16 protein-coding genes are annotated in these 18302 nt (G+C 72.5%); 8 read left to right on the top strand and 8 right to left on the bottom strand.

The window, feature by feature from the left end:
• Positions 1-126: 126 nt before the first annotated feature.
• From rpmH to ET471_RS05260, 8 genes are all read left to right on the top strand, one after another.
• Positions 127-264, top strand: coding sequence for a 50S ribosomal protein L34 (gene rpmH / locus ET471_RS05300; RefSeq protein WP_129186931.1), 138 nt, complete (start codon positions 127-129; stop codon positions 262-264).
• 14 nt (positions 265-278) lie between these two features.
• Positions 279-656, top strand: a complete 378-nt coding sequence (gene rnpA, locus ET471_RS05295; protein ID WP_129186930.1) for a ribonuclease P protein component — start codon at positions 279-281, stop codon at positions 654-656.
• Positions 653-988 carry a membrane protein insertion efficiency factor YidD gene (gene yidD, locus ET471_RS05290; protein WP_129186929.1) on the top strand — a complete coding sequence of 112 codons (336 nt, stop codon included), beginning with the start codon at positions 653-655 and terminating at the stop codon, positions 986-988. Before rnpA ends, yidD begins: the two co-directional genes overlap by 4 nt.
• A gap of 57 nt (positions 989-1045) precedes the next feature.
• Positions 1046-1981 (top strand): membrane protein insertase YidC, encoded by a 936-nt coding sequence (gene yidC, locus ET471_RS05285; protein ID WP_129186928.1) that lies wholly within the window; start codon positions 1046-1048, stop codon positions 1979-1981.
• Between the two features lie 6 nt (positions 1982-1987).
• Complete coding sequence (locus tag ET471_RS05280) at positions 1988-2494, top strand: Jag family protein (RefSeq protein WP_129186927.1); 507 nt, start codon at positions 1988-1990, stop codon at positions 2492-2494.
• A gap of 32 nt (positions 2495-2526) precedes the next feature.
• On the top strand, positions 2527-3195 hold the full coding sequence (gene rsmG, locus ET471_RS05275; RefSeq protein WP_129186926.1) for a 16S rRNA (guanine(527)-N(7))-methyltransferase RsmG: 669 nt from the start codon (positions 2527-2529) through the stop codon (positions 3193-3195).
• Between the two features lie 697 nt (positions 3196-3892).
• The gene (locus tag ET471_RS05270) at positions 3893-4945 is read left to right on the top strand and encodes a ParA family protein (protein ID WP_425356571.1); all 1053 of its coding nucleotides are present in this window, start codon (positions 3893-3895) and stop codon (positions 4943-4945) included.
• A gap of 569 nt (positions 4946-5514) precedes the next feature.
• Entirely contained in the window at positions 5515-6552 is a 1038-nt protein-coding gene (locus ET471_RS05260; protein ID WP_425356570.1) for a ParB/RepB/Spo0J family partition protein, read from the top strand.
• A 554-nt stretch (positions 6553-7106) separates the two neighbouring features.
• On the opposite strand, the gene ET471_RS05255 is transcribed toward ET471_RS05260, so the two are convergent.
• The 8 genes from ET471_RS05255 to ET471_RS05220 all read right to left on the bottom strand — a co-directional run bounded on the left by ET471_RS05255 (position 7107) and on the right by ET471_RS05220 (position 18233).
• The gene (locus tag ET471_RS05255; RefSeq protein ID WP_129186923.1) at positions 7107-8141 is read right to left on the bottom strand and encodes a D-alanine--D-alanine ligase family protein; all 1035 of its coding nucleotides are present in this window, start codon (positions 8139-8141) and stop codon (positions 7107-7109) included.
• A 47-nt stretch (positions 8142-8188) separates the two neighbouring features.
• Positions 8189-9427 (bottom strand): aminotransferase-like domain-containing protein, encoded by a 1239-nt coding sequence (locus tag ET471_RS05250; RefSeq protein ID WP_242496503.1) that lies wholly within the window; start codon positions 9425-9427, stop codon positions 8189-8191.
• A 716-nt stretch (positions 9428-10143) separates the two neighbouring features.
• A complete protein-coding gene (gene trxA, locus ET471_RS05245; RefSeq protein WP_129186922.1) occupies positions 10144-10473 on the bottom strand; it encodes a thioredoxin in 330 nt (109 codons plus the stop codon).
• A gap of 4 nt (positions 10474-10477) precedes the next feature.
• Positions 10478-11467, bottom strand: coding sequence for a thioredoxin-disulfide reductase (trxB, locus tag ET471_RS05240; protein ID WP_129186921.1), 990 nt, complete (start codon positions 11465-11467; stop codon positions 10478-10480).
• A 133-nt stretch (positions 11468-11600) separates the two neighbouring features.
• Positions 11601-13571: a protein kinase family protein gene (locus ET471_RS05235; protein WP_129186920.1), complete on the bottom strand. Its 1971-nt coding sequence runs from the start codon at positions 13569-13571 to the stop codon at positions 11601-11603.
• 134 nt (positions 13572-13705) lie between these two features.
• Entirely contained in the window at positions 13706-15418 is a 1713-nt protein-coding gene (gene murJ, locus ET471_RS05230; RefSeq protein ID WP_129186919.1) for a murein biosynthesis integral membrane protein MurJ, read from the bottom strand.
• Complete coding sequence (locus ET471_RS05225) at positions 15415-17580, bottom strand: DUF6049 family protein (protein ID WP_129186918.1); 2166 nt, start codon at positions 17578-17580, stop codon at positions 15415-15417. Before ET471_RS05225 ends, murJ begins: the two co-directional genes overlap by 4 nt.
• A complete protein-coding gene (locus ET471_RS05220) occupies positions 17577-18233 on the bottom strand; it encodes an NUDIX hydrolase (RefSeq protein WP_129186917.1) in 657 nt (218 codons plus the stop codon). The genes ET471_RS05225 and ET471_RS05220 overlap by 4 nt, the downstream gene beginning before the upstream one ends.
• Between the last annotated feature and the right edge of the window lie 69 nt (positions 18234-18302).

Genomic DNA, 18302 nt, shown 5'->3' with positions numbered 1-18302 from the left:
AAGCCGCACCTGGATCGGCACGGTCGGTCCTCCGTCCGGACACCAGGTCCGGGCACCCGGCCACGACCAGCATCGTCGACCCCCGTCGGGCGGCATGCCCTCACCCGACGTAACCAGGAGCACCTCGTGAGCAAGCGGACCTTCCAGCCGAACAACCGTCGTCGCGCGAAGACCCACGGCTTCCGCCTGCGTATGCGCACGCGTGCCGGCCGCGCCATCCTCGCTGCGCGCCGCCGCAAGGGCCGCTCCGAGCTGGCTGCCTGATCGCCTGATCACACGTGCTCCCCTCGACGCACCGGCTGCGTCGTCCCGCCGAGTTCGGGCTGACGGTGCGTCGAGGTGTGCGTGCAGGACGATCGACCGTGGTGGTGCATCTCCTTGTGGACAACGAGGGGGACGCCACGCCACTGGTCGGTTTTGTCGTCTCCAAGGCTGTGGGTAACTCTGTGCAGCGAAACCTCGTGAAGCGCCGACTCCGTGAGATCGTGCGCCCGCTGCTCGGTGCCCACAGCCCTGTTGCGTTCCCGGACCACACGCGCGCCGTCGTCCGTGCGCTCCCGGCGGCGTCGACGGCGACGTTCGCCGAGCTCGGCCGCGACGTGCAGGCCGCCCTCGAGAAGGCGGTCCAGCGGGCCGCCTCGGTGAGGCCGGCATGAGGCTCGAGAACCTTCGCGACCTCCCCGCCACGCTGCTGGTCGGGGTGATCCGCGTCTACCAGGTCGTGATCTCCCCCATGACGGGCCCGACCTGCAAGTACTACCCGTCCTGCTCCCACTACGCCGTCGTGGCGATTCGCACGCACGGCGCCCTGCGGGGAACTGGGCTGGCGCTCTGGCGCATCCTGCGCTGCAACCCGTGGAGCCTCGGCGGCGTGGACGACGTCCCGCCAGCCCGGCCGCGCTCGCGCCGCACCGTCACCGGTGCGGACGACGCCGCGGCCACCCCAGGCGCCCACGGTGACGCGGCGATGCACGCGCACCAGCACTGACCTTCCCCGGCCGCGCCTCCGGGTCCACAGACTTTTCCACAAGGAGACACGACCGGTATGGACACGATTCTCAGTCCCATCATGTGGGTGGTGGCCTGGGTCATGTACGGAGCCCACTGGGTGTTCGCCCGGCTCGGCTTCGGCGACGGCCCCGGCTTCGCCTGGGTGCTGGCCATCATCGCCCTGACCCTGATCATGCGAGCGGCGATGATCCCGCTGTTCGTCAAGCAGATCAAGGCTTCGCGCGGCATGCAGATCATGCAGCCCGAGCTGCAGGCCGTGCAGAAGAAGTACAAGGGCAAGCAGGACCCGGCGTCCCGCGAGGCGATGACCCGCGAGACCATGGAGCTCTACAAGAAGCACGGCACGAACCCGTTCGCGTCCTGCCTCCCGATCCTGCTCCAGTCCCCGATCTTCTTCGCGCTGTTCCGCGTGCTGACCCACCTGAAGGGCATCGCGGACGGCACCGCGCCGATGACGCACATCGGCCCGATCGACCAGGCGATCGCGAGCGACTTCGAGCGGTCCAGCCTGTTCGGTGCCCACCTCTCCGAGGTCTTCCTGCACACCGACAACACCGCCGCCCGCGTCGTGGTGATCGTGCTGATCGTCGCGATGTCGGTGACCACGTTCACCACGCAGCGCCAGCTGACGATGAAGAACATGCCGAAGGCCGCCCTCGAGGGCCCGATGGCCGGCACGCAGAAGATGATGCTGTACGTCCTGCCCCTGGTCTTCGCCTTCTCCGGCGTGAACTTCCCGGTCGGCGTGCTCATCTACTGGACCGTCACCAACCTGTGGTCGATGGGCCAGCAGTACTACACGATCAAGCGCATGCCGGCGCCGGGCTCCGAGGCGGAGCGTCGCCTCCAGGAGCGCAAGGCTCGCAAGCTCGCCGCCAAGGGCATCGTGCCTGAGGTCGTGGCCGAGCAGGCGAGGCCGACGGGCCAGCGCGTGCAGCCGCAGCGCAAGAACCGCAAGAAGAAGGGCTGACGCGCGATGACGAACACGACCCCGCAGGACGCGAACCCGCGCACGACGCAGCTCGAGGAAGAGGGCGAGATCGCGGCCGACTACCTCGAGGAGCTGCTCGACATCGCCGACCTCGACGGTGACATCGACATCGACGTGCGTCACGGACGCGCCGCGGTCGAGATCGTCGCCGAGGACCAGGAGTCGATCAAGCACCTGGTCGGCAACGGTGGTGAGGTGCTCGAGGCGCTCCAGGACCTCACGCGTCTGGCCGTCCAGGCGCGCACGGGCGAGCGCAGCCGTCTCATGCTCGACGTCGCCGGGTTCCGCGCCCAGCGACGCGCCGAGCTCACGGAGCTCGCGTCGCAGGCCGTCGAGAAGGTCAGGTCGACGGGGGCCGAGGTCGAGCTGGAGCCGCTCAACGCGTTCGAGCGCAAGGTCGTGCACGATGTCGTCGCCGCGGCGGGCCTGGTCAGCGACTCGCGCGGGCTCGAGCCGCAGCGCTACGTCGTCGTGCAGCCCGCCGCCGAGTGACGTCGTTTCACGTGGAACACGGTGGCGGGGCGATGAGCGAGCAGTTCGGTGAGGTGATCGTCGACGACACCGCGGACCGCGCGCTGGGCGAGAGCCCGGAGGTGCGCGAGTACCTCGGCTCCGCGTACGACAGCGTCGCAGGGTTCGGCGACCTGCTGCGCGAGCAGGGCGAGCTGCGTGGGCTCATCGGCCCTCGCGAGGTGTCGCGACTCTGGGAGCGGCACCTGCTGAACTCTGCCGCGGTCGTGCCGTACCTTCCTGAGACCGGCACGCTCGTCGACGTCGGGTCCGGCGCCGGGCTCCCCGGCATCGTCGTGGCCATGCTCCGCCCGGAGCTTCAGGTGGTGCTCATCGAGCCCATGGAGCGCCGTACCACGTGGCTCGAGGAGGTCGTCGACACGTTCCGCCTGGGCAATGTCGACGTGCGTCGCGGCCGTGCGGAGGAGTACCACGGCGCGTTCGAGGCCGACGTGGTGACCTCCCGCGCGGTGGCGAACCTGGCGAAGCTGGCTCGGATGAGCCTCCCCCTGGTACGCAAGGGCGGCGAGATGGTGGTCCTCAAGGGTCGCAACGTCGCGCAGGAGATCGAGCCCGCGCGCAAGGTGTTGCGGAGCTTCAAGGCAGGCGAGCCCGAGATCCTGCTGGGCGCGACCGTCGACGGCGTCGAGCCCACGACCATCCTTCGGGTGCGGCGCGGCTGAGCGCTCTGCAGCTTTCGTGTCTTCGAAGGGCTTCTCCCCTCAGGGAGGAGCCCTTCGTCGTTTCGATGGTCCGGTGTTTCACGTGAAACAGAGCGTGGATCGACGACCGCCGCGTATGCGCGGGGCTTCGTGGGGTTTCGTCCGTGGCGGCTACCGCCTCCACGTGGCTCGTCCTGAGAGGGCGCGTCGCGGTCGTGGTCGGATCTCCTCGGCGCCGACGAGGGTCGAGTTCGCCGTGCATCATCGGGCACGGGTGATGCCGCGTTTCACGTGAAACAACGCCGCGTCAGGACTCCGTCCACAGCGGAGTGTGGCGGCCCGTTGTGACGGTGCCAGGCCGTAGGCTGTCCGCGAGGTTGTGGCGCGGCCCGTGGATGCGCCCCTGACGTGCTCGAACGGACTCCGCAACCCGTACTGCCAACGAGGAGAGGGACGGGAGAGCATGGGATCCGAGGAGCGCAGGTGGCCGTGGAATCGCGTGACCTCGCACCCTGCGTCTGTCGCGGAGCCGGCACCGGTGGTCGTAGAGTCCGCGCCTGAGCCTGCGAGTGACACTCCTGTCTCTACCGGAGACGACGCGTCACGCTTGGGGCAGGGGAGTGTCTCCGGGAACGGCACGACGCGGCACGACGGGCAGCACGAGGGCTTGACTGCTGCGCCCGTCTCGGAGCCTGGGTTCGTCCCGCGGCCGCTGGGCATGGTCTCCCTCCCGGCGGAGCCGGAGCCGGACGTCGTTGCGGAGCCGGATGCCGCGGGGCTTGCCGTCGCCGACGGCTCGGACCACGCTGTCGCGTCGCTGGCACCCGGTCGGGAGACCCAGCGTGCGGCGCTGATGGACACCATCCCTGAGGCGGACGACGACACGCCGCTCGCCGCGCAGCTTGCGGTCGACGCGCGCCGACGGATCGACCTGCACGGGCGCAGGTTCCCGCGACCGGATCGGACGCGGATCCTGACGGTCGCCAACCAGAAGGGCGGCGTCGGCAAGACGACGACGACGGTCAACCTTGCTGCCGGCCTGGCGCAGGCGGGGCTCAACGTGCTCGTCATCGACAACGACCCGCAGGGGAACGCGTCGACCGCGCTGGGGATCGACCACCGCGCGGGGACGCAGTCGATCTATGAGGTGCTCGTCGAGGGGGCGCCGCTCTCCTCGGCGGTACAGGCCTGCCCCGACGTTCCTGGGCTCTGGGGCGTCCCGGCGACGATCGACCTGTCGGGCGCGGAGATCGAGCTCGTGTCGCTTGTTTCACGTGAAACACGGCTGCGTCGCGCGCTGGACCACTACCTGGAGGAGCGGGTCCAGAACGGCGAGGAGCGGATCGACTACGTCCTCGTCGACTGCCCGCCGAGCCTCGGCCTGCTCACCGTCAACGCCTTCGTCGTCGGACGGGAGGTGCTGATCCCGATCCAGTGCGAGTACTACGCGCTCGAGGGACTGAGCCAGCTTCTCAAGACCATCGAGCTCATCCGGGCACACCTCAACCCTGATCTTCAGGTCTCGACCATCCTCCTGACGATGTACGACGGCCGGACGAACCTGGCCCAGCAGGTCGCCGAAGAGGTGCGCACACACTTCCCGGAGCAGACGCTGCGCACGACCGTGCCGCGCTCCGTCCGCATCTCCGAGGCACCGAGCCACGGGCAGACGGTGATGACGTACGACCCCACGTCGACCGGCGCGCTGGCCTATCTGGAGGCCGCGCGAGAGCTCACGGAGCGCTATGTTCAACGCGCTGACCTGCGATAACGCGCGTAGCCTCGTGATGGCGGACGGAACGAGAAGCGCCGCGCGCGCGTCGCTCGGCGGTCGTGTCGAACGCCGCGACGACGCGACAGTCCGCCCCGACGGCGTCTGCGGAAGCAGTCGGAGCACCGCGGCGACAGCGACATCTGATGAGGGACTTCTGGTGAGCGAGACGAAGGAGCGGGCATGAGTGCTCAGAAGAAGCGAGGGTTGGGACGAGGTCTTGGCGCCCTCATCCCGTCGGGTCCCGAGGGCGACCGCCCGGTCGACGTCTTCTTCCCTGCCGGCGCGCGCGTCGAGTCAGAGGAGGGCCAGCAAACGGCTAGCGTTCTTCCGCCTCTCGCAGCTCCCGCGGAGGGCAGGGCGGCGGCGTCGACCGGCCGCTCGGGCTCCTGGGATGCGGCCATGTCGAGCGGACGGCTCGCTATTCGCACGAGCGGCGTCGCTCGCCCGGCGACGGCGTCTGACGGGTCGGGGGACCCAGTGCCGGACCAGGAGCTGGACGAGGCGGTGGCAGGTTCCGTTCTGGTCCTCGAGGAGACGGGGGCAGCGACCCTGCCGATCTGAGCGTCGTGACGGGGTCGCTGGCCGCCGTCGAGGCGCCCTTGGCGACGGTGACGCAGATCGGCTCCGTCCGGGTGCCGCACGACGCGTTGGCCAGTAGGGGAGCGACCGACGCCGTTGTCGACGCAGCCTTCGCGCGGATCGGGACGGTTTCACGTGAAACGGCTCCCGAGTCGACCGACGTCGACAACGAGCTCACGGCTGCCGATGATCTCCTCCCGGTCCCCGGCGCCTCCTTTGCTGAGCTTCCGGTCGGGGCGATCCGGCCGAACACTTGGCAGCCGCGCACTGTCTTCGACGAGAGCGAGCTCGACGAGCTCGTCGACTCGATCAAGGAGATCGGCGTCCTGCAGCCGATCGTGGTCCGGCCAGACAAGACCGGAAGCGGCCAGTACGAGCTCATCATGGGCGAGCGCCGCTGGCGCGCGACCCAGCTCGCGGGTCTGGAGACCGTTCCGGCGATCATCCGCGAGACCGACGACGCGGACATGCTGCGCGACGCCCTGCTCGAGAACCTCCACCGCGCGCAGCTCAACCCGCTCGAAGAGGCTGCGGCGTACCGGCAGCTCCTCGATGACTTCGGCTGCACGCACGAGGAGCTCGCGACGCGCATCGCTCGGAGCCGCCCGCAGATCTCCAACACGCTCCGTCTGCTCAAGCTGCCCCCGCTGGTGCAGCGTCGGGTCGCCGCGGGGATCCTCTCCGCGGGCCACGCCCGGGCACTCCTCAGCCTCGCCGACGGGGCGGAGATCGAACAACTCGCGCAGCGGATCGTCTCTGAGGGTCTCTCGGTCCGCGCCACGGAGGAGATCGTCGCGCTCCTGACCCAGGGGGCTGACGAGCTGAAGCGCCGCACGCCGCGAGCCGGTCAGCGCAGCGCGGCCGTCGACGATCTGGCGGGCCGGCTGTCGGACCTCTTCGAGACCCGGGTGAAGGTCTTGGTGGGGAAGTCGAAGGGTCGCATGACCGTGGAGTTCGCCTCGGTGGAGGACCTGAACCGCATTCTCGCCGTCATGGCTCCGCAGGATCCGGGTCTGCTGAAGTAGCCTGCCGCTCGGCGACGCGAGGCCCCTGTTTCACGTGAAACAGGGGCCTCGCTGTGTCTTCCACGAGTGGATGTTGCGGTGACGAGCGACGGCAGCAGCCAACGGGTGGCGAAGGCGAACCGGCCTGGTCGCTGACGTGCACCAGTTGCCGAGCGCCGCATACCGCAAGTGTCCAGTCGGGCTGGCTGATCTCAGCTACGTTCCTGCTGGGCGAGAGGCGGCTCAGCGCCCCGACCCTCGCGGGCGGCTGAGACTCAACTCCGGTTCAAAGGCGTGAACTCAGTCATGCAGACACGGACGAGGCGTTAGGTATCCCGTCCAACGCGGAGCCGGGTTTCACGTGAAACACGTCCGTCGACTGCGGCGCGACTCGGACGGCGCCGTCTGGCCTGCAGTTCACCCGCGGACATCGGAGCGCATACTCCCGGCAAGCCCGTCGACGGAGGTCACGTCGACGAAGCCCGCCCCTGGTTTCACGTGAAACCAGGGGCGGGCGTTCGCGTCCATCATCCGCCCGGAAACCACATGACTGTGGTTTCACGTGAAACAGCGGCTCACACGCGCTGTCGGCTTCCCGCGACCAGCTCGACGACCCTGCGGTAGAGGGCGCCGAGATCGTGCCCGGCTGCCACCGCGGCCTGCGGCAGGAGCGACGTCTCCGTCATGCCCGGGGCGACGTTCACCTCGAGGACCTGGGCGGTGCCGTCCGCCTGGAGGATCAGGTCGGTCCGCGAGAGGTGTCGCAGGTCGAGTGCACGGTGGGCTGCCACGGCCACCTCGGCGACCTGCTCGGCCTGGGCCTTCGTGAGCCGGGCGGGCGCGAAGTACTCGACGCGCCCGGGGTTGTAGCGGGCGTCGAAGTCGTAGGCCCCGTCCACCGAGATCTCGACTGCCGGCAGCGCCACGGGCCCGTCCGGACCGTCGATGACGGAGACCGCAAGCTCGATGCCGTCGACGGCTCGCTCGATGAGGGCGCTGCCTCCGTACGCGAAGCAGTCGACCATGGCCCGCGCCAAAGCATCTTCGCTGGTCACGCGTGTGACGCCGAGGGCGGACCCGCCGCGTGTCGGCTTCACGACGACGGGGAGACCGAACCGCTCGGCGACGATGGACAGCACGCCGTGGGCGCCCAGGTCGCGGAAGAGCTCCTGCGGCAGGGTCAGCCAGTCGGGCGTCGAGAGCCCCGCGGTCAGCAGCCGCTCCTTGGCGATGGGCTTGTCCCAGGCCAGGCGGCTGGCGCGGGGGCCGGTTCCGACGTAGGGCACGCCGGCGAGCTCGAGCACGTCCCGCAGAGAGCCGTCCTCACCGCCGGCGCCGTGCAGGAGCGGCCACACGACGTCGGGGCGGGACTCGTCGAGGTCGCGCAGCAGGCGCGCGTCGACGTCGTGGACGGAGACGTCCACGCCCGCGGCCCGGAGGGCCTCGGCGACGCGGCGACCCGAGCGCAGCGAGACGTCGCGCTCGTGCGAGAGGCCGCCGGCGAGGACGACGACGCGGGGCGCCTCCGCGTCGACGGGATGCTCCGAGCCTGCGACGCCGCTGAGCCCGGGAGCGACGACGTCGGGGTGGGTGGTGGGGGACTGGGTCATGGGCGCTTCACCTGCTCTGTCGGGGGTGAGTGCTGTGTCGGCCTTGGTCAGGCCAGGTTCGGGGCGGGGTACTCGGCGTCACGGGGGTCGTCGTCGAGCTGGGCGCTCGTCCCGAAGAGCTGGACCAGCTCGGACTCCGCGTTGACGACGTTCGCGAGGCGCCGGACGCCCTCGCGGATGCGCTCGGGCGTGGGGTAGCAGAACGAGAGACGCATGTGGTCGGCGCCCTGGCCGTCGTAGAAGAACGCGGTGCCGGGCACGTAGGCGACACGCTCGGTCACGGCCCGGGGGAGCATCGACCGGGAGTCGAGGCCCTCAGGCAGCTTGACCCACACGTAGAAGCCGCCGTCGGGCACGTTCCACGTGGCCGACGGCAGGTACTCCGCGAGGGCGCCGATGGTCGCGTCGCGCCGCTCGCGGTAGAGCTCGCGGTACGACTTGATCTGGCCCTTCCAGTCGCACGTGTCGAGATAGGTCGTGATCGCCATCTGCGACGCGTTGGAGGGGGAGAGGATGGAGGACTCGCTCGCGAGGACGAGCTTCTCGCGCACGGCGTGGGGGGCGATGACCCAGCCGACGCGGTAGCCGGGCGCGAACGTCTTCGAGAACGACCCGAGGTAGAGGACGCCCTCGTCGTCGAACGCGCGCATCGCCGGGAGGGGTTCGCGGTCGAAGCCGAGCAGGCCGTAGGGGTTGTCCTCGACGATGAGCACGCCGAACCGCTGGCAGATCTCGAGCACCTGGTGGCGGCGCTCGAGGGTCAGGGTGACGCCGGCGGGGTTGTGGTAGTTCGGGATCGTGTAGAGGAACTTGACCTTCTTGCCCGCCCGGCGGGCCTCGACCAGCGCCGCCTCCAGCGCCTCGGGGACCAGGCCGTGGGCGTCCATCGGCACGTGCTCGACCTCGGCCTCGTACGACCTGAACACGCCGAGGGCGCCCACGTAGGAGGGGGCCTCGGCGAGGACCACGTCGCCCGGGTCCACGAAGATGCGGGTCACGAGGTCGAGCGCCTGCTGCGAGCCGGTCGTGACGACGACGTCGTCGGGGTGGGCGTTGGTGATGCCCTCCAGCGCGCAGACCTCGAGGATGCGCTCGCGCAGCTCGACGTCGCCCTGGCCGGAGCCGTACTGGAGCGCCGTGGCGCCCTTGGTCATGATGAGGCGCTTCATCGACTCGCCGATCACCTCGAGGGGCAGGCCCTGGATGAACGGCATGCCTCCGGCGAGCGAGACGACCTCGGGCCGGTTCGCCACGGAGAACAGTGCGCGGATCTCCGAGGCGCGCATGCCGTGCGCGCGCTGCGCGTAGGCACCGAACCAGGGGTCGAGCCGGGTGCCCTCGCCGGCACCTGCCGCCGCCACGTCCGCGGCGGCGGCTGCGGCGCCGCCCAGCTGCTGCGGGTGCGTCGGGTGCATGGGCTGCTCGGTCATCGCGGCCTCCGGCTCTCTGATGATCCCGGTGTCGATCCCGGGTCGGGCGGGGACGAGGGTCCATCCCTCGTCCTGCTGATAGGTGATCACCTGATCCGTCTCGCGCAGGGTGCGTTCGACGTGGTCGAGGTTCCGGCGCTCCTCGCCGGTGAGGGTGCGGCCCTGGGCCCGTCGCTCGAACGCGAGGATGGCCCGGCGGTAGCCGCTGGAGCGGTGCTCCGGTCGGACGTCCCACGGGATGACGCGACGCGTCGAGTGCTGCGCCGGCACGCCCGTGTGCCGCTTGCGGAACGTCGAGATCGCCTGGGGGGAGACCTCGATGCCCTCGTGCTCCCGCAGGTGGTCGACGATCGCGCGTGGGCCGAGGCCCTCCTCGAGGAGGCGTGTGACGAGGTCAGCCGGGAGCTTGCGGGCCATGCGCGTCAGGGTACACCCGACGCAGACCACTCACAAACCTCGCGAGGCGTCGAACGATCGAATGTTGTGAGTGTGTTGTGATGTCTGTGCAACCGGGAACGACGAAGGCCGGTGACCTGTTCTCGCAGGTCACCGGCCCTCGGGTGGAAGTGTTCTCAGACCGCCGGGGTCAGCAGCGGCTCGATCTCGGCGAGCAGCGCCTTCTTGGGCCGGGCGCCCACGATCGACTTCACGAGCTCGCCGCCCTGGTAGACGTTGAGCGTCGGGATCGAGACGATCCCGTACGCCATCGTCGTGGCCGGGTTCGCGTCGGTGTCGAGCTTCGTGACCTTGAGCCGGTCGGCGTACTCCTCGGAGATCTCCTCCAGGATCGGCGCGACCATGCGGCACGGGCCGCACCAGGTGGCCCAGAAGTCCACCAGCACGGTGCCCTCGGCCTCGAGCACCTCGGCCTTGAACGTGTCGTCCGTGACAACAACAGTCATCGGTTCACTCCTTCGACGAAGAGGCTGCGGCGGCGCCCACGAGGGCGTCGTCCAGCGTGGTGAGGTAGGCCTGGGCGTCGAGGGCCGCCGAGCAGCCCGAGCCCGCGGCCGTGATGGCCTGGCGGTACGTGTGGTCGACGGCGTCGCCGCAGGCGAACACGCCCGGCAGGTTGGTGCGCGTCGAGCGGCCCTCGACGAGGATGTAGCCCTCGTCGTCGAGGTCGACCTGGCCCTTGACGAGCTCGGTGCGCGGCTCGTGGCCGATGGCCACGAAGAGGCCCGTGACGTCGAGCGACCGCGGCTCCCCGGTGACGGTGTCGCGCAGCGCGAGCCCGCTGACCTGCGCGTCGCCGTCGATGCCGGCGACCTCGCTGTTCCAGGCGAACTCGATCTTCGGGTTGGCCAGCGCACGCTCGGCCATGATCTTCGACGCGCGCAGCGCGTCGCGGCGGTGGACCACCGTGACCTTGGAGGCGAACCGCGTCAGGAACGTGGCCTCCTCCATCGCGGAGTCGCCGCCGCCGACGACGGCGATGTGCTGGTCGCGGAAGAAGAAGCCGTCGCACGTGGCACACCACGAGACGCCGCGGCCGGAGAGGCGCTTCTCGTCCTCGATCCCGAGCTCGCGGTAGGCGGAACCCGTCGCGAGGATGACGGTGCGCGCGAGGTAGGTCTCGTCGCCGCCCGTCACGATCTCCTTGACGTCACCCGTCAGCGAGACGCGCTCGGCGTCGTCCCAGACCACGGTGGCGCCGAACTTCTCGGCCTGCTCGCGCATCTTGTCCATGAGGTCCGGGCCCAGCACGGCCTCCGGGAAGCCCGGGAAGTTCTCCACCTCGGTGGTGTTCATGAGCGCCCCGCCGGCGGTCACCGACCCGGCGATCACGACGGGCGCGAGGCCCGCGCGGGCGGCGTACACCGCGGCGGTGTAGCCCGCAGGGCCGGAGCCGACGATGACGACGTCGTGGACGATGGGGGTGGCCTGCTCAGTCACTCAGATCTCCTTCTGTGCGGCGCCTGCCGACCGTCCGGCGGACGGCGACGGCGGTGCACCGCCTGGGTAACACGCCCGGGGGCGTCGATGTTCCTCCGGCGGCACGAACCGTACGACCCGTGCCGCCGGGCGCCTACTGGAGGGTGATCTCGTTCAGCTCGAGCCGGTTGCGGCCGGCGGACTGCGGCAGCTCGGTGATCCACAGGACGAACGTGTCGCCGACCTCGGGCTGCGCGAACTTCAGCTCCGTCGTCGGGGCGAACGGGCCCTCGGCGAGGACCGGTCCCTCGGTCGGCTTGTCGGCCGTCGTCTTGCGGACCTGGACGTTCCCGCCCGTGCTGTTCGTGAGCAGCGTGATCGAGTTCACGGGGGCGGGCTCGCGCAGCGTGATCACGTAGCCGACGCCCTCCTTCAGCCCGCCGAACTGCGGCGAGTTGTAGGTATACGTGTACCAGAACGTCGACGGGTCGCCGTCCCAGGCCAGGGGCGCGGCCTCGGGCTTCTCGCCCTGGCCGTTGCCGAACGGGTCCACCTGGTCGCCGGACTGGATGATCGGGCGCACCTCCGTGGCCGGCGGGGCGGCGGCCGTCGCTCCGCCGTCGGCGGGCGCCGTGGTGCCGTCCGCCACCGACGGCGAGACCGAGACGTTCGCCTCCGCCGTGCCGTCCGACGGCGCCAGGGCCGTCCTGATCGCCCACCCCGCCGCGAGGATGACGGCGACGAGGAGGATGCCCAGCACGATCGGGGTGGGGTTGACGCCCCGACGTCGTGGGACGGCCTCGGTCGTGAACGGCGTCGCGCCCGTCGGCGGGCCGGCGGTCGCCGCGGGCGGGGGCGCATACCCCTGGGGTGCGGCGGCCTGCGGGGCGTAGCCCTGCGGACCGGCCGCGGGCTGGCCGTAGCCCTGCTGCGCGTACTGCGGGTCCCACGGCGGAGGCGTCTGCTGGGGTGCGGCGCCGGGCTGGGCGTACGCCGCACCCTGCGGGTACCCGGCCGTCGCGGGGTAGGCGGACCCGGGGTAGGCGCCCCCGGGGGCCGCGTACCCGGGCGGGGGCGGGGGAGGCGGCGGGACGGCCCCGGAGGCGGCAGCCCCGGCCACGCCTGCGGCTCCGGCGGCCGGGATGCTCGACGCCCGGGCGATACGCCCCGTGGGCCGCCGCACGGGCGCACCACCGGGAGCCGTGCCGACGGCGCCGGGCGCCGGGCGCACCGACTGCCGCACCGGCGCGCCGCCGGAGGGCTGCACGAACCCGGGGAGCGCGGCGACGACGGACACCTCGCCCCACGGGCGCAGGGCGGCGGCGACGTCGCCCGGGCCGGTCGGGCCGTCCCCGGCGGAGCCGAGCGCGCGGCGCACGAGGCCGTCGAGCACCGGGTCGACGTGCGGCACGAGCGACGTGAGCGGCACGGGGACGCCGTGCTCGTCGACCTGTGCGGGCAGCGGGCGCACCACGTCGGACGCGAGCCACGGCTCGTCGAGGCTGTCGCCCGCCCAGCGTGCGGTGAGCGCGTAGTAGGCGAGGGCGGCGAGGTCGCGCGCGTCGGAGGCGGCGCCGTCCAGGCCCGCGCCCTCCACGCCGGCGAGACCGGCGTCGAGCCCGAGGCCCGTGACGACGACGCGGTGGCCGTCGACACGGACGGCGTCGGGCCGCAGTGCGAGGTGGTGGACGCCGCGCTGCGCGGCGAGGTCGAGCGCGGCGGCGGCCTCGCCGACGACGGCGCGCGCCTGCTGCGCGTCCACGAGCCCGCTGGAGACGATCTCCGTGAGCGTCGACCCGGTGTACGGCTCGGTGACGACGTACGCGAGCTGCACGGCGGAGATGCGGGTGGTGCCGACGTCGAGCACGCGCGACAGGCGCGGGTCGGAGACGAGCGCGGCGCGGCGGGCGGCGTCGAGCGCGGACGTCGCGTGCGACCCGTCGAGGAAGGTCACGCGGACCGGGCGGTCCAGGATCGTGTCGCGCGCCTGCCAGACGGAGGCGTCGGCGAGGTCGGTCACCGCGGGCTGCTCGAGGCGGTAACGGTCGACGACGACGCTCCCGGCGGTGACGGCGGGGACGGAAGCAGCTCCGGGCATGGGGCCGCCGGGCGGGACGGTGCTCACCTGGCCTCCTCGTTGGGGTCTCGGCGGGCTCGGGCCCGCTGCGGTCCATTCAACCGGACGGGCGTCGGGCGCTCGATCGGGCGTCCGGTCCGCTCATCGTAGGGGTGCGGCGCCCGGCGCACGGTCATCGCCGCTCACCGGCGCCGCAGACGGCGCAGAAGCGGTCGCAGCGCGTCGTCGAGCTCGCGCACGTGCAGGGTCCGCAGGGCTACGAGGTAGAAGCCGAGCATGACGGCCCCGGCGCAGGCGCTGACCAGGAGCGCGCGACCCCAGGTCAGCGGGCCGTCCGCGCCCAGCATCGCGGCCACGCCCCAGCCCGCGAGCCCGGCGACCGCGGCGGCCAGGGCGGCGCGCACGTACAGGCGCAGGATGCGGGGCCCGTCCATGCCGCGGAGCTTGGCGCTCATGCCCCGGATGCGCAGCAGCACCGAGATCCAGGTGGACAGGGCGTAGGAGCCCGCCGCGGCGACCGCCCAGTACTGCTGGGGGAGGAACTGGGTGGCGACGAAGAGCGCGACGACCATGCTCAGGGTCGCGAAGACCTGGATGACGAAGATGCCGCGGCCGTCCTCGAACGCGAAGTACATGCGCTTGACCATGACGGTCATGCCCAGGGCGACCAGCCCCAGCGACATCGCCTGGAGCACGGGCGCCACGACGTCGACCATCGCGAGGCTCATGGTCGGGAAGAGGGACTTGACGAGCGGCCGGGCGAGCACGAGCAGCACCGTCGCGGAGATCACCGAGAAGATGCCGGCCGTGCGCAGGCCCGTCGACATGTCGCGGCGGACGGAGTCGAGGTCGCCGCGGTTGGCCGCCGCGCTCATGCGCGGGAACAGGGCGGTGACGAGCGAGACGACGGCCAGGGAGTGCGGCAGGAGGTAGATCGTGAGGGCACTCGAGTAGGCCGCGTTGCCCGCGACGACGGGGCAGGCGGCCTGTGCCGCCGCGCGGGCGACGTCGTCGACGATCCTGCTCGCCGCGTCCGCGCACTCTGCCGCGGACTGGCCTGCGGCGGACGTGTAGTTGGTGAGGAAGAACGTGCCCACCTGCTCGAGCACGACGGCGCCGAGCGTCCAGCCGACCACCTTGCCCGCCGAGCGGAGGCCGATGCCGTGCAGGCCGAGGCGGAAGCGCCAGCGGAAGCCGCTGCGCCGCAGGGGGATGATCAGCAGCAGGGCCTGGGCGGCGATGCCGAGCGTCGCCGTGCCGGCCAGCAGCGCCGTCTGCGCCGTGGTCCACGCGGAGACGTCCTGGATGCCCGTCTTCGGGGCCGATCCCCACAGGACGACGAAGGCGCCGAAGCCGATGATCGACACGATGTTGTTGGCGACCGGTGCCCAGCCGTACGCCCCGAACCGGCCGCGCGCGTTGAGCACCTGGCCCAGCAGCGTGAACAGGCCGTAGAAGAACACCTGCGCGACGCACCAGTACGCGAAGACGACCGCGAGCTCGCGGTTCTCGGGCGTCCAGCCGCCCTTGAGCGTCATGAGCCGCACGATCCACGGCGTCAGCGCGGCCAGCACGACCGTGATGACCAGGATGCCCAGGCCCGACAGCGTCAGGAGCTTGTCGAGGCGCACCTGGGCGTCGTGCGCCTTCATCGCGCGCAGGATCTGCGGGATGAGCACGGCCTGGAGCACGCCGGCCGCGATGAGCGCGAACAGGATGTTGGGCAGGCGGTTGCCGATGTCGAACGCGTCCGCGACCGTGCCGACGCTGCCGACCGCGGCGACGAGCAGCGCCGCACGGACCTGCCCCGAGGCGCGCGAGGCGAACGTGCCCAGCGACATGAGGATCGAGCCGCGCCGGAGGTTCGCGTCCGACGTGGCGGTGGCGTCGGTCATCGGGACCTCTCGGCGTCGCTGGGGATCACGGGGTCGGTCACCGCGGAGTCGACGGTGCGGCGGGCCGAGCGGCCCCGCTTGACCGTGCGCCAGATGCCCGCCACGAACAGCAGGCCCACGGCGACGGCGGCGACGGCCGTGCCGGCCGTCTCCCACCCGGCCTGGACGTTGAGGCGCAGCGTGATGGGCGCGGCCGCCTCGGCCCCGTTGGGGGTGAGCACCTGCACCGTGACCTCGACGTCGCCCGACCCGAGCGCCCGCACGGGCACGTCGAAACGGGCCTGGCCGTTCGCCGGCACCACCTGCGTGGGGTGGGAGTCGACGACGAGGCGCTGCGTGTCGGGGCGCAGCACGACCGTGACGGTCGCATCGGTCGGCAGCGTGTTGGTGACGATGACGGGCAGCGCGCCGGAGGCCGAGATGAGGGTGACGTCGGTGGCCGAGACGGACAGCGAGCCGCGGGTGCCCTTGACGGCGTCGACGGCGGCGGTGACGGCGGCCGCGCGGGCCTCGGGCGCCGCCCGCCACGCGACCGACGTCGGCGCGGCGAGCGCGGGGGCGAGGGGGGCGATGATGTCGTTCGGGTCGTGCGCGACGGCGGCGAGGTCGTCGAGCTCGGTGCGGGCGACGTCGAGCCGGCGGACGTCGCCGGGCGACAGCTCGTCGTCCTGCGGCTCCGAGTCCCGCAGCGGGATGCGGTTGACCTGGGGCGGGTCGGTCGCGAGCAGCGCGGACACGGGGGCGGCCTGCACCCAGCCGCTGGAGGTCAGCGCCGCGAGGGTGGTGCGCAGCGCGTCGACGTCGGGCGCCCAGCCGCGGGGGAGGACGGCGAGCAGGTGCGGCTCGTCGCCCGCGCGCTGCGTGGCGACCACCGACGTCTCGGCGAGCAGGCGCTGGACGGACTGGGCGGTGGACTCCGCCGCGGGCGCGGAGGCCGTGTCGGTGGCCTCGGTCAGGACACGGGACAGGGTCCGGTCCGCGACGAGCGCGGCGACGTCCCCCTCCGGGGTCGGGACCGTGGCCCGGCCGGTCACGGTGCCGGACGTGGGGCCGAACCCGGTGGGCAGGACGGCGGTGCCCAGCCCGGCGGTGCGCGCCGCGGCGAGCGTGACGAGGTCGGGGGCCGTCGTCCCGGCCGGCCACGCGAGCGGCGGGCCCCACGTCGGCGGCACGGTCCAGCCGCCGGGGAGCGGGGTCGACGTCGCGGCTTGGAGCGCGGCGTCGGAGAGCTTGCCGTGGGCCAGCGCCGCGAGGTCCGGGTCGTACGGCGGCAGCGGGTAGACGTCGGTGACGTCGCCGCGCTGCGCGACCGCCCCGGCCCACGCCGAGATCTGGGCGTCGTCCGAGGCGGCGGCCGTGGCGACGAGCGCAGGGTCGACGGCGAGGGCCAGCGCCCCGTGCGTGCCCGTGGACTGCTGCGCGACCTCGACGGCGGCGAGCGTGCGCGCCAGCGCCCCGCCGGGGGCGGTCACCCCGGCGAGCCGGTCGGTGCTCAGGGGGTTCGCGGGGTCGACCGCCGGGCCGGTGACGGGCGCGAGCAGCGAGAGCCGGACGGGGTCGGTCGCGTCCGCCGCGGCGTCGTCGGCGGACTGCGGGTCCCACAGCAGGAAGGTGCGCAGCTCGGCGACGGTGTCGCCGCCGTGGTGCAGCGTGACCGCGAGGGCGCGCGGCCCGCGCGCGCCCTGCCCGAGGTGGAGCGCGTCGACGGCCAGCGCGAGCGTGACGGTCGTGCTCGCGCCGGGCGCGAGCTCGGGGACCGGCTCGTGGAGCTGCGTGCTCAGCCGGCGGGTGGAGTCGCCGTCGGCCCAGTCGGCCAGGGCGCTGCGCTGGGTGATGCGGGCCCAGTCGACGGCCAGGTCGAGCGTCGCGCCCTTGAGGGCGCGCGGCGTCGGGTTCGTGACCTTGACGGTCAGGGTCAGGTGGTCGCTCGGGCGGGCCACCGCCGGCGTCAGCGTCTGGAGCGTGAGCCGGGGTGCGGCGTCGGCCGCCTCCGCCGTCGCGGCCGCCCCGGAGGAGGCGGCCGACGGCGTCGGCGAGGGCGCGGCCACGGCCGCGGGGGCCAGGCCCGCGAGCAGCGCGACGGCACCCGCGAGCAGGGAGGCGGGCAGCCGCAGACGGCGGGACCGGCCCCCCGCCCGTCGCGGCGTGGCGGTGCGCCTCACCGCGACGGACCGGGCGTCGCCAGGCCGGGGGCCTGGCCGAGCAGCTGCCGCGCGACGACGGCGAGCCGCTGCTCGTTCGGGTACGAGAGGCGGTCGGGCAGGGTCGCGACGGGGACCCAGAACGCGTCCTCGGCCTCGCCGTCGGGGTCGTCCTCGACCGTGAGGCGCCCGCCCGTCATGGCCAGGAGGTAGTGGTGCACCACCTTGTGGACGCGGCGCGTCTCGCCCGAGAACCAGTAGTCGATGACGCCGAGGTTCGTGCGGATCTGGCCGGCGATCCCGGTCTCCTCGCGCACCTCGCGCACGGCGGCCTGCTGCGGCGTCTCGACGCCCTCGAGGTGCCCCTTCGGCAGGCACCACTCGAGGCGGCCCGCGCGGTTGCGGCGCACGATCACGGCGGCCTGCGGGCCCTCCTCGCCGTCGTCGGCCGGGCGCACGACGACGCCGCCGGCCGACGTCTCCTCGACCACGGGCAGGTGGCCGGCGTGCGGGGCGGGCGCGGGGAACGGGGCGAGGCCGCCCGAGCCCGGCGCGGACCCGGGGGAGGGGCGCAGGGTGGTCGGGTCGACCCGGAGCGGGCTCCCGCCCGGAGGTACGGGCGGAGAGGCAGGACGCGGGTCCCGCTCGTCGCCCGCCGTCGCCTGCCCATGCATGTCCACAACCCTACCGACCGCGGGAGGAGGTTCGGCCCGTTCGTCCGTGGCCGGGGCGTCGCGGGACGC

It is taken from the genome of Xylanimonas protaetiae (assembly GCF_004135385.1).
In the GTDB taxonomy this organism is placed as follows: domain Bacteria; phylum Actinomycetota; class Actinomycetes; order Actinomycetales; family Cellulomonadaceae; genus Xylanimonas; species Xylanimonas protaetiae.
Note: the sequence above shows the minus strand (reverse complement) of the source record. Positions and strands in the feature narration are given on the sequence as shown.